Annotated in this window: 17 protein-coding genes; 10 read left to right on the forward strand and 7 right to left on the reverse strand. The window is 36.1% G+C overall.

The window, feature by feature from the left end; genetic code table 11:
* The first annotated feature begins 56 nt into the window (after positions 1-56).
* From CVT18_RS04935 to CVT18_RS04960, 6 genes are read left to right on the forward strand one after another with little or no spacing between them, the layout of a single operon-like run.
* On the forward strand, positions 57-563 hold the full coding sequence (locus CVT18_RS04935) for an OmpA family protein (protein WP_107824295.1): 507 nt from the start codon (positions 57-59) through the stop codon (positions 561-563).
* 17 nt (positions 564-580) lie between these two features.
* Positions 581-1,423 (forward strand): tetratricopeptide repeat protein, encoded by an 843-nt coding sequence (locus CVT18_RS04940; protein WP_103629145.1) that lies wholly within the window; start codon positions 581-583, stop codon positions 1,421-1,423.
* Between the two features lie 56 nt (positions 1,424-1,479).
* Positions 1,480-2,070 (forward strand): FKBP-type peptidyl-prolyl cis-trans isomerase, encoded by a 591-nt coding sequence (locus CVT18_RS04945; RefSeq protein ID WP_223155480.1) that lies wholly within the window; start codon positions 1,480-1,482, stop codon positions 2,068-2,070.
* Between the two features lie 9 nt (positions 2,071-2,079).
* Positions 2,080-3,009 (forward strand): ACP S-malonyltransferase, encoded by a 930-nt coding sequence (gene fabD, locus CVT18_RS04950; protein WP_103629144.1) that lies wholly within the window; start codon positions 2,080-2,082, stop codon positions 3,007-3,009.
* On the forward strand, positions 3,006-3,689 hold the full coding sequence (locus tag CVT18_RS04955) for a 5'-methylthioadenosine/adenosylhomocysteine nucleosidase (protein ID WP_107824296.1): 684 nt from the start codon (positions 3,006-3,008) through the stop codon (positions 3,687-3,689). The genes fabD and CVT18_RS04955 overlap by 4 nt, the downstream gene beginning before the upstream one ends.
* Positions 3,686-4,444 carry a tRNA 2-thiocytidine biosynthesis TtcA family protein gene (locus CVT18_RS04960; RefSeq protein WP_103625008.1) on the forward strand — a complete coding sequence of 253 codons (759 nt, stop codon included), beginning with the start codon at positions 3,686-3,688 and terminating at the stop codon, positions 4,442-4,444. The genes CVT18_RS04955 and CVT18_RS04960 overlap by 4 nt, the downstream gene beginning before the upstream one ends.
* A gap of 230 nt (positions 4,445-4,674) precedes the next feature.
* Here the strand turns inward: CVT18_RS04960 and recO are convergent, their stop codons facing one another.
* The 7 genes from recO to bamA form a co-directional block, all read right to left on the reverse strand.
* Positions 4,675-5,289: a recombination protein RecO gene (recO, locus tag CVT18_RS04965; protein ID WP_103629142.1), complete on the reverse strand. Its 615-nt coding sequence runs from the start codon at positions 5,287-5,289 to the stop codon at positions 4,675-4,677.
* Positions 5,290-6,213 carry a tRNA dihydrouridine synthase gene (locus CVT18_RS04970; RefSeq protein WP_103629141.1) on the reverse strand — a complete coding sequence of 308 codons (924 nt, stop codon included), beginning with the start codon at positions 6,211-6,213 and terminating at the stop codon, positions 5,290-5,292.
* A complete protein-coding gene (locus tag CVT18_RS04975; protein ID WP_107769706.1) occupies positions 6,210-7,208 on the reverse strand; it encodes a uroporphyrinogen III synthase HEM4 in 999 nt (332 codons plus the stop codon). Before CVT18_RS04975 ends, CVT18_RS04970 begins: the two co-directional genes overlap by 4 nt.
* Positions 7,209-7,217: 9 nt before the next feature.
* Positions 7,218-7,574, reverse strand: a complete 357-nt coding sequence (dksA, locus tag CVT18_RS04980) for an RNA polymerase-binding protein DksA (protein WP_035167251.1) — start codon at positions 7,572-7,574, stop codon at positions 7,218-7,220.
* 10 nt (positions 7,575-7,584) lie between these two features.
* Positions 7,585-8,040 carry a 23S rRNA (pseudouridine(1915)-N(3))-methyltransferase RlmH gene (locus CVT18_RS04985; RefSeq protein WP_084041273.1) on the reverse strand — a complete coding sequence of 152 codons (456 nt, stop codon included), beginning with the start codon at positions 8,038-8,040 and terminating at the stop codon, positions 7,585-7,587.
* Positions 8,041-8,042: 2 nt separating this feature from the next.
* Positions 8,043-8,957, reverse strand: coding sequence for an acetyl-CoA carboxylase, carboxyltransferase subunit beta (gene accD, locus CVT18_RS04990; RefSeq protein WP_103629216.1), 915 nt, complete (start codon positions 8,955-8,957; stop codon positions 8,043-8,045).
* A gap of 129 nt (positions 8,958-9,086) precedes the next feature.
* On the reverse strand, positions 9,087-11,342 hold the full coding sequence (gene bamA, locus CVT18_RS04995; RefSeq protein WP_103604258.1) for an outer membrane protein assembly factor BamA: 2,256 nt from the start codon (positions 11,340-11,342) through the stop codon (positions 9,087-9,089).
* 89 nt (positions 11,343-11,431) lie between these two features.
* On the opposite strand from bamA, the gene CVT18_RS05000 reads away from it, so the two are divergent.
* The 4 genes from CVT18_RS05000 to CVT18_RS05015 all read left to right on the forward strand — a co-directional run bounded on the left by CVT18_RS05000 (position 11,432) and on the right by CVT18_RS05015 (position 15,083).
* Complete coding sequence (locus CVT18_RS05000) at positions 11,432-12,262, forward strand: prephenate dehydrogenase (RefSeq protein WP_103629139.1); 831 nt, start codon at positions 11,432-11,434, stop codon at positions 12,260-12,262.
* Between the two features lie 61 nt (positions 12,263-12,323).
* Complete coding sequence (locus CVT18_RS05005) at positions 12,324-13,694, forward strand: M23 family metallopeptidase (protein ID WP_103629138.1); 1,371 nt, start codon at positions 12,324-12,326, stop codon at positions 13,692-13,694.
* A 61-nt stretch (positions 13,695-13,755) separates the two neighbouring features.
* Positions 13,756-14,640 carry a UDP-3-O-acyl-N-acetylglucosamine deacetylase gene (gene lpxC, locus CVT18_RS05010; RefSeq protein WP_084041565.1) on the forward strand — a complete coding sequence of 295 codons (885 nt, stop codon included), beginning with the start codon at positions 13,756-13,758 and terminating at the stop codon, positions 14,638-14,640.
* A gap of 41 nt (positions 14,641-14,681) precedes the next feature.
* Positions 14,682-15,083, forward strand: coding sequence for a glycoprotease (locus tag CVT18_RS05015; protein ID WP_103629137.1), 402 nt, complete (start codon positions 14,682-14,684; stop codon positions 15,081-15,083).
* The last annotated feature ends 3 nt before the right edge of the window (positions 15,084-15,086 follow it).

Raw genomic sequence — 15,086 nt, forward strand, 5'->3', positions numbered from 1 at the left:
TAAAATTTAAAATTTTTGTGATATAATTCGACCAAATTTCTAAAAAAGGATAAGGAATGAAAAAAGTAGTTCTAGCAAGTGTTGCAGTTGCAACTTTATTGTTTAGCGGTTGTAGCTCAAAAAACCCTGAAGTTGATATGAATTCAAATTCAAATCAATCTGCAGACAATTCAGGTAGCATGAGCGATGCTGATAGATTAGCAGCTCTTATTGCTAATATCGAGAGTCAAGTTAAAAGTGTATACTTCGACTTTGATAAATTTAACATAAAAGCTGATCAGCAAGGTGTTGTTAGCTCAAATGCATCAGTATTCAACCAAGCTGACGCTCAAGCTCTTTCTATAAAAGTAGAAGGTAACTGCGATGAGTGGGGTACAGATGAGTATAACTATGCTCTTGGTTTAAAACGTGCTAAAAGTGCTAAAGATGCTCTTGTAAGAAATGGCGTTAGTGCTGATAGAATCGCTGTAGTTAGTTTTGGAGAAAGCAATCCAGTTTGTACAGACAAAACAAAAGCTTGCGATGCTCAAAATAGACGTGCAGATTTCAAAGTACTTCCATAATTTATAATTAAATAATAATGAACAAAAAAATAATTGTAGTGGCTCTGATTGGAGCCACTATCTCCATTACCTCTGGCCAAGAGATTTCAGCTTTTGATGCAGGCAATATGGATAGTGCGAATCCATATGGTCTAACTGATAATGAAAAAGTTACCTTAAATAATAAGCGAAGCGTTCAAAATATTGAAGAGAATATGAATAATGTTTTAGAACAACTTCAAGGTTTGCAAAGCTTGATTGAGAGCATGAGTGCTAGAATGAATAAGCTTGAGCAAAGAATAAATGATATAGAGACGAAGGTAAATGGTGGCATAAGTGATTCTGGTGTAAGTTTGACATCATTGAAGGCTTATGTTGATGAAACTAGAGATATACAAGACAAAAACTACAAAAATATTACTGCTGCCTTAAATAAATTAGGTGCAATAATGGATAAAAATGCTGCTCAACCAAAGCAAAATGCAAATCCAAAACAACAAAGTAAGCCAACTTCAAATTTTAGTGGAAAAAGCGATAAAGATATTTTGGCTGATGGCATTAAACTTCTAAATTCTGGCAATAGCACAGAAGCAGCTGAATATTTTGAATATTTAAATAAAAAAGGCTATAAAACTGGTGCAACAAATTATTATTTAGGTGAAGTTGCTTACAGTCAAAAATCATACAGCACAGCTATACAATACTACAAAAAAAGCATACAGGACGAAGATAAGGCTGACTATACACCAAAACTTCTATATCACACAGCTATAAGCTTTGATAAGATAGGTGATACGCAAAGTGCAAATAGATTTTATAAGGCTTTAAAAGTCGGTTATCCAGATAGCAAAGAAGCCAAAGCCTCTCCCAATAGAAACTAAATTTTAATCTTTTTTAGATATAATCCCACATTAATCAAAAAACTAAATCTAAGGAGATTATTGTGAGTAAAGATCAAGTTATAACTATGTTTTACGAACTAAAAGATGCTAACACTGGTGAAATTTTAGAGTCAAACATGCAAGAAGGTGGCCAAATTTCATTTATAACAGGGCATGGCCATATTATAGAAAAGCTTGAAGAAGAAGTAAGCAAATTAAAATCAGGCGAAAGAGCAACTATAAGTGTAAAGGCAGCAGAGGGTTGTGGTGAATATAATAATGAAGCCATTCAGTCGTTACCAAAAGAGCAATTTGCTGGTATAGATTTACATGAAGGAATGGAGCTTTTTGGTCAAAATGAGGATGGCTCAAGCGTTCGTGTTATTGTTAAAGAGATCAAAGATGACGAAGTAACAGTTGATTTTAATCACCCATATGCTGGTAAAGATTTGTTATTTAATGTTGAAGTTTTAGAAGTTAGAGATGCGACAGAAGATGAAAAAGCAACAGGCATGGTAGCTGGGGCTCATACTTGCGGTTGTGGTGGTCACGATCATGAGCATGAACATGAGTGCTGCGGAGGTCATGGACACGGTCATGAGGATGGCGGTTGCGGTTGCGGTGGACATGGACATCACCATCACTAAGAAGCTAAAATGAAAAAATTTGCTTTTGTTTTTGCGGGCCAAGGCTCGCAAAGTATTGGTATGGGAAAAGACTTTTACGAAAATTTTTCTACTGCTAAATTACTTTTAAATGATGCTTGTAATGATACTGGCATTGATTACAAAGAGCTTTTATTTACACAAAACGATAAGTTAGATAAAACAGAATTTACTCAGCCAGCTATCGTCTTAAACTCGCTAATGACTTATTTGGCTTTTTCAAATTTTATTAAAGAAAAACCAGAATTTAGTCTTGGGCACTCACTTGGAGAATTCACCGCTCTTGCAGTTAGTGGAGCATTTAATTTTATTGATGCGATTAGGCTTGTGAATTTACGTGGTAAATTTATGCAAGAAGCCTGCGTTGGCAAAGATGCTGGCATGATGGTAGTTCTTGGACTTAGTGATGAAGTGGTTGAAGAAATTTGTAAAAAAGCAAGAGAAGAAGGTTTACAAATTTATGCTGCAAACTACAACTGCGATGGACAAATCGTTGTCGCTGGCGTAAGAGCTGATCTTGCTAGCTATGAAGCAAAATTTAAAGAAGCTGGCGCAAAAAGAGCAATGCTTTTAAATATGTCAGTAGCAAGCCATTGTCCGATACTTGAGCCAGCTAGTGTTAGACTAGCAAGCGAGCTTGAGAGTACTTTGGCTACCAATTTTTCTCCAGTTGTCTCAAATGTAAATGCTGAAATTTATACTGATAAAAGCGAAGCACTAGTCCTACTAAAAGAGCAGCTAATAAAACCAGTTTGCTATAAACAGAGCATTAAAAACTATGAAAATAATGTTGATTGTTTTATCGAGCTTGGTGCTGCGACGTTAAAGGGCATCAATAAAAAAATTACTGAAAAGCCAACTTATAGTATTACTGATATGGCAAGTCTTGAAGAAGTTGTGAAAATTTTGGAGGAGAGATGATAGCGATACTTGGAGCTATGCAAGAGGAGATAACACCGATCCTTGAAATGGTTGGTGAATATAAAACTGTTCAATATGCAAATAATAAATTTTACTTAGTAAACTACAAAGGAAAAGAGCTAGTCATTGCTTATTCAAAGATAGGTAAAGTAAATGCAGCTATAACAGCAACTTTGATGATAGAAAAATTTAAGGCCTCAAAATTGCTCTTTACCGGCGTAGCTGGCTCACTTGATGAGAGTTTAAAAATAGGCGATATGCTTTATGCTACTAGCTTAGTGCAACATGATCTTGATATTACGGCTTTTGGCCATCCTTATGGCTATGTGCCAGGCACAAGTATTTTTGTCAAAAGTGATGAAGGGCTAAATGAACTGGCAAAAAAGATAGCTGATAAAAAAGATATGAGCTTAAGCGCTGGTATTATTGCGACCGGAGATCAGTTTATCTGCGATAATGAAAAGAAAGCTTGGATTAAAAAGATATTTAATGCGAGCGCTACCGAGATGGAAGGCGCTAGCGTTGCGTTAGTTTGCGAAACACTTGGCGTGCCATTTTTTATACTAAGAGCTATTAGTGATGGAGCTGGTGATGCAGCAGAGTTTGACTTTGATAAATTTTTGCAAGATTCAGCAAATGTTAGTGCAAAATTTATACTTGAAATGGTAGAAAGCTTATGATAGAGCTTAGTAAAAGGCTTCTTAGGCAAGTTGGTCAGACAAACGCCAGATACAAGATGATAGAGGGCGGAGATAAGATCTTGCTTGGTCTTAGCGGTGGTAAAGATAGCCTCGCACTAGCTCACGTACTAAAGCATATCCAAAACGTTACACCTGAGAAATTTGAGTTTAAAGCAGTAACACTAAGCTACGGCATGGGTGAGGACTACGCTTATCTTACGAAGCATTGCAATGAGCACGGAATAGAGCACGAAGTAATAGATAGCTCAATTTTTGAAATTTCAAAAGAGAAAATCCGTAAAAATTCTAGCTTTTGTAGCTTCTTTTCTCGTATGAGAAGAGGCTATCTTTATACTTACGCTTTAAAGCATGGTTTTAATAAACTTGCGATTGCTCATCATTTAGACGATGCAGCGGAGAGCTTTTTTATGAACTTTACATATAATGGTGCACTAAGGACGCTTGCTCCAAAATATATTGCAAAAAATGGCATCACGGTTATTAGGCCATTTATCTTCGTTCGCGAGAGACAGCTTCGCGAAAATGCTATCAAAAATGAATTAAGAGTTATCGGTGATGAAGCATGTCCTGCAATGAGGTTTGACGTGAAGATGCCACATGCTAGATATGAAACCAAACAGCTTTTAGCAACCTTAGAAAAAGAAAATCCAAAACTTTTTACTTCGCTAAAAGCAGCATTTGAAAATATCCATACTGATACTTTTTTTGCTCTCAATAGTAGTAGTGAAGAGTAAAATTTTACTTGCTTCTTGGGACTAATCCCAAGAAGCAAGTTATAAATATTTCTATCTTAATTGGCTTTTATCAAAATAAATAAAAAATGTATGAATCGATAAAATTTTTGTACTTGTGCATAAATCAAAAGTGTAATATACAATAAATACAAATGCATTTAGTACAAAAACTACTGGTTAGAATTTTATAACTTAGAAAATTTAAGCTTAAAAAATAGTCATAATAGAGTTTAAAGCCCGTCAAGTAAAATTTTATAAAGGCGGTTTATCTCATCGTCATTTAGCTCGATCGTGCTTTTTGTATCAAACAAATTTTTGATCTTGCTAGTGTCAAATTCGCTCCTATCAAGGCAGTGCTTATGAGAGGGCAAAAAGCCACGAGTTAGGCAAAGCTCGTTTTCTATCTCCTCATCGCAGATAAAGCACTCAAGCTCGCTGTGAAGCCTGCCTTCATACTCTAAAATTTTGACGTAGCTTTCGATGATAAGGCGTTTTGGATTTTGCAGCTGCATCTGTTTGGCGCAGCGATCAAGCTCGTTAAAATAAATTTCATCAAGCTGCTCGACCTCTTTTAGATGATCATAAAGTAGGCGCATGAACTGCTGCCAAATGATAAGTTTATCACGCTCTAACAGCCATTTAAATCCAAGATGAAGTATGCTTCTAAGCTTTGGTAGAAATTTTGCCTCTTGCTCTAGCTCAAAGTCGATCTTGTAGCCAGTCATGATGTTTGAGTGGCGAGCGCCAAAAAATCTATACGACTTTACAAGCAAATTTGGCGTTAGCACAAAGACTAAAAGGTCCTCATCTCTGACCTTTTGCACGCGCAGGATATAGCCTTGCATCTAGGCAAAAAACTCCCTTATACACTCTCTCATCGCTGTCACGTCTTTGATGAAATTTATATCGTTTCTAAAGGTTGTTGCGCCGTCGATGCCCTTGCTGTATTGATGCAAGTGCTTTCTAAATATGCAAAGTCCGTGCTCGCCGTAGTGCTCGATCATCGCGTCAAAGTGAGCCAGTATGATCTCTTGCTTTAGTGCCTTATCCACGCTAGTTTTGGTCTTTATCTCGTGAAATATCCAAGGATTGCCAATGCTTGCTCTACCGATCATTAGGGCGTCGCATTTTGTGAAATTTAAAATTTCATCTGCATTTTGTGCGTTTATATCGCCATTTGCGACGACTGGGATTTTTACGCTTGCCTTTACTCTAGCAATCGCTTCGTAATCAACCTTTGCACTATATCCGCCAGCTCTTGTGCGTCCATGTACTGCGATGTAGTCTGCGCCGGCTTCTTCGCAGGCCTTTGCGATTTTTTCTTCATTTTTATCGTTAAAGCCAAGTCTAAATTTAACGCTTAGGCTCTCTTTGTTTGAGACGCTTTTTATGGCTGAGATTATATTTTGAAGTTTGTCAAGATCGTTTAACAAAGCCGATCCCGCACCTTGTCTAACGACCTTTGGCACAGGGCAGCCGCAGTTTAGATCCAGCCCATAAATTCCATCAAATTTATTGATTATCTGCACGGCTTTTTTTATATTTTCTATATCGCTACCAGCTATTTGAACGACGTAGGGCTCTTCGTTTGGGGATTTTTTAAGCATTTCAAGCGTTTTGTCACTGCTCTCATAGACCAAGGCATTTGCGCTGATCATTTCGCTAACAGTGACATCGCAGCCAAATTTCTTAACTACGCTTCTTAGTGGCAAGTCAGAAAAGCCAGCAAGAGGCGCTAAGAAAAGTGGCTTTTTACTAAAGTCTATCATTTAAAAAATAATGAGCTAGGTACCATTTTGCCGTTATCTCGTAAAAACAGCAAGACCTTTATCTCTTTAAACTCATCTGGGTCGCTACCTTCGATAGCCTCTCTTACTTTATCAAGCATCTGAAGCTCAAATAGCGCATATACGTAAGCCTCATCAGCGTCAGCGTGGATGCTTTTTAGCTTCTCAAATATGCCGATAAATGCATCTGGTTTTAGCTTATTTTTAAGCATTATGGCTGCTTTGTCGTATTGAGTTTTTGTCACTTTTACGTTGTTTAAAAGATCAAAAATTTCATCACTGCTTAGATCGATCTCGTCATTTACAAATCGGGTAATAATAAGCATTATATCTTCACTTGCTAGCTCAAAATTTAATCTTTTGATTTCGCTAAAAGAAGCTACTTTTATGAGTTTATCAAATGCAGCTTTTTTAAGGCTCTCGTTTTGATCTTGATTTTTAAGTATGTCAAGATAATAAGTAGGTAGTTGCTCGATTTTATTTAGCTCATTTAGGATATTCAACTTGCTATCTTTTGCTAGTCTAAATTTCTTTAGATCGACGATCTCTTTATTTTTTATACTTTTTATAGTTTGTAAGATATTGTTTATCTCGGCATCATCTACACCGACATCTTTAAGCTCGCCTACTGGTGAGATAGAACGAGTAAGCTGTGAGGCGATCTTGTAAGTGTCGGTTTTGAAGTCTTTGTTGCTCTCAAAGCCAAGAAGCGTCTCTTTGGCTAAGTCTTTATAAAGCTGGCTATCTTTTTTGATCCATTTTTTATATCTATAAAAAGCATATCCATGATAAGCGATATGAAGTAGGGCAAGAAGTGCTAAAACAGCTACTGGAAGAGCGACCCAAATAGCAATTGGCAAAGTTATAGTTTGGCCTAAAAGCTCAAATGTGTAATCAGAACTATTAAGAGAATAAGTAAGCCCTGCAACAACTACTATGTAGATTATGCAGTAGACGAGAAATTTTCTAGTTTTCATGTTTTCTCCTTAGTTTTTTGCTGTTTTTTCGATTATTTCACGGCAAGTTATGCAGTATTTTGCATGTGGTTTTACCTTTAGTCGCGGTATACTGATCTCCTCTTCACACATATCACAAATTCCATAAGTTTTGTTTGCTATCTTCTCTAGTGCTTCATCTATTTCTGATAGCTCCGCTCTTTGTTGCGTCGAGATGGAATGCTCTATTAGCTGGTCTGTATTTACCGAGGCTATATCAAACTCATCGCTTACACCACTATCTCTTAAGCCATTTACTTCAACAGATGAATCATAGATATTTTTTTTGATCTGTAATTTTCTTTCTTCAAGTAATTTTTTAAAAAAATTTAGCTCAGTTTGTGTCATTTATATTCCTTTATTTGTGATATGGGTGGTTTGCATTTATGCAAAGTGCTCTAAAAATTTGCTCAAAAAGTACAAGCTTGGCAACCTTATGTGCCATCGTCATCTTGCTTAAGCTTACAATTTTTTGCGCTTTATTCTTTAAATTTTGGCTAAGGCCATAAGCTCCACCTATGAAAAAGTTAATTTGTGAATTTGAGTTTAAAATTTGTGCGAATTCTTGGCTGTCAAGTTGCAAGCCATTTTCATCAAGCATTACGCAAAAGCCTTTTAAATTTGGCTCATAAATTTCATCATAAGCTCTTAATGCTTCGCTTTTTCCAGTACTTTGAGCTTTTGCTATTTTTTCATTGAAAAAGACTTTATCGTTTATCTTGGCAAATTTTGCACTCATTTTTATATATTCTTGTATCTCGTTTTCAAAGTTGTCACGTGATGATTTTTGAATGCTAAAAACTGAAATTTCCAAATTTAGCCTTTGGTTTTTAGCTTTAGTTCAAAGTTGTTTCCACTCTCATCTTGGTTATCTTTTTGATGTATTGTCTTATTATTTGTGAGAAATTTAACCATATCGCTTATATATTTTTTATGTTCGCTTCTTGGCACAATAGCATCGATTAGGCCATGCTCTAACAAAAACTCAGCTCTTTGAAATCCCTCTGGAAGGTCAGCACCAATGGTTTGTTTGATGACCCTTTGACCAGCAAAGCCTATTAAAGCGCCAGGTTCAGCGATTATTAGATCTCCAAGCCAAGCAAAAGAGGCACTAACGCCACCCATTGTCGGATCAGTAAGTATTGAGATATAAGGTAATTTTGCTTCATCAAGTAGTTTTAAAGCAGCTGATGTCTTTGACATTTGCATCAAAGAAAATGTACTCTCTTGCATTCTAGCTCCGCCTGAAGCACTCACTATGACTAAAGCTTGGCGTTTTTCTATCGCTCGTTTTATCGCTCTTACGATCTTTTCACCCTCAACTGAAGCTAGCGAACCGCCCATGAAGCCAAAGTCAAAAACAACCAGCTGAATCTCTTGTCCGTCGCATTTGCCTTCGCCACATATCACTGAGCTTGTGCGTCCTGTTTTTTCTTTATTTTCTGTGATTCTTTTTTTGTATGATTTTTTATCGACAAAATTTAATGGATCTACCGGCTTTAAATTCGCGTCAAATTCTACAAAGCTATCTTCATCACAGATCAAATTTATACGATCAGTAGCTTTTAATCTCATATGATAGCCGCATTTTGGGCATACATTAAAACAAGCTTCAACTTCTTTGTAGTACATCAGTGAGTGACAATTATCGCATTTTACCCAGTGTGTAGGTGCTTCTTCTGGACGAGGTTGAGCTTTTCTTATCTTTGAAAAAATATCTGAGAAATTCATATTTTTACCCACTTATATTAAAAATTGTGGGATTATATCTAATGTTTGCCTTGCTTTTTCTTATATGACTTAAAGTTTGTTTATTTGTAGAGGTTTAAAGGGGCAAGTTAGCCCCTTTAAAGTATCTTATTAGAAGCGTCTTCCGATAGTAAATTCAAATGTATTTGTATCGTCGCCCTCTTTAGGTTTAAGAGCTTTTGCAAAGATTAGTTGAAGTGGCCCAATAGGAGTTATCCACTCGATACCAGTACCAACTGACGATCTTTTTATCTCATTTAGACTATTTTCACCGATCATACCATAGTCGTAAAATACAACGCCACGCATTTTGACACGATCTATTATAGGGAAGCTTATTTCAGCTGAATTATTAAATGAAGTTTCGCCGCCGTATTCGTAGTAGTCGCCATTATATTTTACCTTTGGAGATACAGTTCTGCTCTCGTAACCACGTAAGCTTCTTATGCCACCAAGGTAAAGTCTTTCGTTAATCGGAGTATATCCTCTTTCCCAAATTTTGCCAAAGCTTGCTTTATATCTTAAGATAAGATCGTAGTCGATGTATTCTCTAAGACCTAGATAGTAGTTAAAATTTGTGCGATTTTTGATAAAGTCTATATCGCCACCAAGTCCAGCTATCTCAAATGATGTGCCAGCTATGATGCCACGTCTTGGCAAGTAATAATCATCAGTGCTATTATATGTTAAAGCTGGAGTTATAGCGCTTTTTATAGCTTTACCTTCTCTATAAATTTCTTTTTTAGTTTTTGTGTTGATATCTCTTAGTTCATCATCTTTTAAAGTAATTTTGCTTTGCTCAATATTGTAAGTAAGCGATGCGCTTAAATTTCTAGTTAGTTTTCTACCTAATGTTGTGCTAAAGCCATAGCTTCTCTCTTTATATGTTCTCCAGTCATAGTCATTTGCGTAAAGTGTTCCGCCAAGGCTATACTCTGAGTCAAAAATTCTTGGATTTGTAAGACTTATCTGACCTGAAAGCTCTCTGTCGCTCTTATCTACGCTTACTTGTCCTTGAAGACCAGAGCCAAAGATATTTGTGTCAGAAAGTGCTGCGTTTAGTAGTAGTCCGTCACTGCTACCGTATCCGATACCACCGCTTATTGAGCCAGTTGAGGCTTCTTTTACTTTTACTTTTAGATCAACTGTATTTTTATCAACCGGATCTTCTTCTATCTCAACATCATCAAAGTAGCTTGTTCTTTTTAGTGCGTCTTTTGAGTCTTGAAGGTCAGTTCTACTATATAAATTTCCTTCAGTTAGATAAAGTTCGCGTCTTACAACGCGGTCAACAGTCCTATCGTTTCCTGAAATTTGAACATTTCTTATATATACTTTTTCACCAGGATCGACTTCGTAGTCAATATCGACAGTTTTATTTTCATCAAATTTATCAGTCTTTGGATAGACTTTTACAAATGCATAACCTTTATCAGCAACCATATCATCGAGCTTTTTCATATCTTGGCGAAGTCTTGCTGAGTTCATCGTATCACCGGCCTCAAGCCTAAAGTCATCTATAATCTTTTTAGTATCAAGCTCTAGCTCCTCAGGTGCTGTAATGCTTACATTTGAAACCTTATAAGGCTCACCCTCATGAACATAATAAGTAAGATCGGCTGTGTAATTATCAAACGATGAATTTAAATAAGGTGACGAAATAGTCGCGTCTAAATAGCCTTTTTGGAAATATTTGTCTTGTATTCTTGCTGGATCATTTTCAAGCTCAAAAAGTTTAACTTTACCGTCATTTCTACCCCAAAGCCAACCCATAAATTCTCTACTTTTATTTGCAACTACTGGCTCAATGTCGTCATAATCAAACTCTTTTGCACCGACTAAATTTACATTTTTGATTATCATATTTTCGCCACGGTTTATGTTAAGTGTTATAAAAAGTGAGCTGTCGTTATCTGCAACTGGTTGTTTTTCTACGTCTACAACGGTATCAAAATAACCCTTTGACTCATAATACTGACGAATTCTCTCTTTAGTTTTTTCTATTGTAAGCTCATCATACATATTGCCTGGTTTGATGTTGATTAGTGACTCGATCGCAGTTTTATCATTTGTTACGACGCCTTTTAGATCGACTCTCGCAACACTTGGCTTCTCTTTTACAGCTACTAAAAGATTGCCATTGCCTGTATCTTCTATGTAGATATCGTCGAAATAATTTTGTTTGTATAAATTTGTGATCGCCTTATCGCTAAGCTTTGGAGTCAAATCCTGACCGACTTTTAGGCCCATTATTTGGCTTGCTACTTCAGGCGAAAGGTGAATTAGGCCTTTAAAATTTATTGACTGGATTGTTTGTGCGCTTAGGCCACTGAAAGCTAATGCTAATAAAAATAATTTCTTTTTCATTAAATTTAACCTAGAGTTTTAGTATAAGTGCGTATAATATCATATTTTATTTTTAATAAATTTAAATTTTATAATTTTGAAGGTTTTTTATGAAAATAGGTATCATCGGACTTGGTCTTATGGGCGGCTCACTTGGGTTAGCATTAAAAGATGAAAAATTAATTTCTTGTGTTAGCGGATATGACAAAGATGAAAATCATAGCAAAAAGGCCTTAGAGCTTGGCTTGGTGCATGAAATTTTAAGTATAGATGAGATGAAAAAGAAGTGTGACATCATCTTTTTGGCTGTACCAGTCGAGGCTATCGTGAGCATCGTGCAAAATTTAACTGATATCAGCGAAGATACAACTATCATTGATTTTGGCTCAACTAAACAAAAGATCATCGAGGCAGTACCAGAAAAAATTCGTAAAAATTTCATTCCAGCTCATCCAATGGCAGGTACTGAGTATTCTGGTCCAGAGGCTGCTTTCAAATCACTTTACACAGGAGCAACTGTTATCGTTTGTGACTTTGCTGAGAGCGCAGAAAAACATGTAAAAAGAAGCGTTGAGCTATTTTCTTGCCTTGGCATGAAGATTATTTTTATGAGTGCGAAAGAACATGATCATCACGTGGGTCTTATTTCGCATTTGCCTCATGCGATTGCATTTTCTCTTGCGAGTGGGATTTTAAAAGAAGAGGATAAAAGGCATATTGTGGCACTAGGTGGACCTACATTTAAGGGCATGATACGTGTTGCAAAGAGCTCGCCTTTTATGTGGAGCGATATCTTTAAGCAAAATAAAAATAATGTTGTTGAAGCCATAAATATGTTTGAAAAAGAGCTAAATTTGTGCAAAGATCTCATCAAAGATGAACACTGGGATGAACTTTTTGCCTGGATGAGCGATGCTAGAGCTGTAAGAGAAATTTTGTAATTAACTAAAAATTTATTGATTAAATGTAAAATTTCGCAAATAAAATTTAAGGTAAAAATATATGTATAGACGTGGAATTGGTGGTTTTGGTATTGTTGTGCTTTTACTAATTTTAATTTTAGCCGGTGGTTTTGGCTATGCTTTGATGTCAAAAGATTTTGAGCGAAACGAGCCGATAATTGGTGTTGCTGATAAAGTTTATTGGAATCTTAGAACTCCAATGAATATCAAATTTAAAGATGATAGCGGTATAAAATTTGTACGAATTAGTATGAATGATGGGAAAAATGATCTAAATTTGTTAAATCAAATCATACAAAATCCAAGTACTGAGCTTGATGTAAATTTGACCTTCCCAAAGACTGGCTTTTTTGCTCAAAAAGATACTTATGAGATGAATATTGAGGCTGTGGATACCAGTAAATGGAGCTTTTTTACTGGCAACAAAGCTAGCAAAAAAGTTGAAGTCGTGCTTGATACTTCAAAACCTGATCTTTACGTGCTTTCGCAGTCTTATTCTATCTCAAAAGGTGGTAGCGCGGTTGTGGTCTTTAGGGCAACTGATAATCAGCTAAAAGAGGTCTATGTCCAGACAAATTTTGGTAAAAAATTTAAGGCTGTACCATTTTATAAAGAGGGCTTTTATGCAGCACTCGTTGCTTGGCCAGTTCAGGTTGAAAATTTTAGTGCTGAGGTCATTGCAAGAGACTTTGCAGGCAATGAAAGCAAGTCTCATGTTAGATATTTTTATGAAAATGTAAAGTATAAAACTTCAACTATTGCATTAAATGATAGATTTTTAGATGGTAAGATAGTTGATCTAACTGATCAATATGCAAAAGATCCAAGCGCGCTTTCAAGGCTTGAGAAAATGAGATTTGTCAATGAAACGCTTAGAAATTCAAACGAAGAAAAAATAACAGCACTTACTACAAACCCTGGCGATGAGATGTTAACTGGCTTTAGTGCGACACCATTTTATCCACTAAGAAATGGTAAAAAAGTGGCTGACTTCGCCGATCACCGATACTATACATATAATAACGAGCAAGTAAGCGAATCATGGCATATGGGAATAGACTTTGCAAGTGTGGCCGCAGCTCCTATAATAGCTAGCAATGCCGGCCGTGTCGTACTTGCATCTGAAAATGGAATTTATGGATTAAATATTGTGATTGATCATGGATTTGGGCTTTATTCGCTTTATGGACACTGCTCAAGCACTAGAGTAAAAGAGGGCGATATGGTGGTGGCTGGTGATCAAATAGGCACTACTGGAACTAGTGGTCTTGCACTTGGTGATCACCTTCACTTTGGAATTTTAGTCCAAGGCGAAGAGGTAAGACCTCAACAATGGATGGATAAAAAGTGGATAAAAGACAATATCACAAGTGTTTTAGATGCTGCAAAAGCGATGATAGATAAAAACTAAAAATTTGCAAAATTGATTTTTTAGTGCTATCATAAGCGGATTAAAAATATAAGGAAAATTCTTGAAACAAACTACTATCGCAAGACGCGTTGAGACCGTTGGTATAGGGCTTCATAAAGGTGAGCCGATAAGACTTATACTAGAACCTCTTGATGCAAATTCTGGCATTATTTTGCACCGCGAAGATCTTGGTATTAGTTTTAAAGCTGAACCTAAAAATGTTATAAATACGCAGATGGCAACTGTTGTTGGCAACGAAAAGGGCTTTATTAGTACGATTGAGCATCTAATGTCAGCCATAAATGGTTATGGCATTGATAATATTAGAATTTCTGTTGATGCAAATGAAATTCCAGTGATGGATGGTAGTGCAATAAGCTTTTGTATGCTACTTGATGAGGCTGGCATAAGATATCTTGATGCTGGCAAAAAAGTAATTCTTGTCAGACGTGAAGTTGAGGTTGTTGAGGGTTCTAAATTTGTACGAACTTCACCTTCAAGAAGTCCAAAATTTGACTATACGATAAAATTTGATCATCCAGTTATTGGTGAACAAAGATATGTTTTTGATTTTAGTAAAAGCTCATTTATAAAAAATATAGCTCGTGCTAGAACTTTTGGATTTTTGAAAGATTTACAACGTTTGCAAGCTCAAAATTTAGCTCTTGGTGCATCGCTTGATAATGCCGTGGCAATCGATGATACGCATATCCTAAATCCAGAAGGTTTGAGATTTGAAAATGAGTTTGTAAGGCACAAAATTTTAGATGCGATTGGTGATTTGAGCTTGCTTGGGGCGCCTTTATTGGGCGATTATACAGCATTTGCTGGAAGTCATGATCTAAATCACAAATTAACTCTTGCTTTGATGGCCGATGAGAAAAACTACGAGATCGCAACCTTAAATGGCGAACTTCTAAAAGAGTATCAAAAGGTATTTGCATAGAAAGTATTGAAATTTTAGTTGTCTCTTTATCGACTCCGCTCTTGGTTGGGGTTTATAAAGACGGCGTAAAATTTGATGAAATTACTACTGATGAACATGTCAGTGAAGCTTTGATAAAAATCTTAGAAAATTTATCCTCTAAATTTAATATCACAAAAATTATCTATGCAAATACGCCAGGAAGCTTTATGGGGTTAAAGGTGGCCTATGTTATCTTAAAGACTTTCTCTTTAGCAAAGGGTTGCGAATTTTATGCGGTTAGCGGCTTTAGCTTAAATGGAGGCCAAGCGATCAGAGCAAATAAAAATTTAAGCTTCATTTTAAAAGATGGCAAAATTTTACTTGAAAAAGTAGGGCCAGTAGGATTTAGGTTGCCTTTAAATTTAGATGAATTAAAACTAAATTCAGATACACTTCCAGATTATATCATCCAAGCAGTTTAGGAG

Source organism: Campylobacter concisus (assembly GCF_003048405.1).
Taxonomy (GTDB): Bacteria; Campylobacterota; Campylobacteria; order Campylobacterales; family Campylobacteraceae; genus Campylobacter_A; species Campylobacter_A concisus_Q.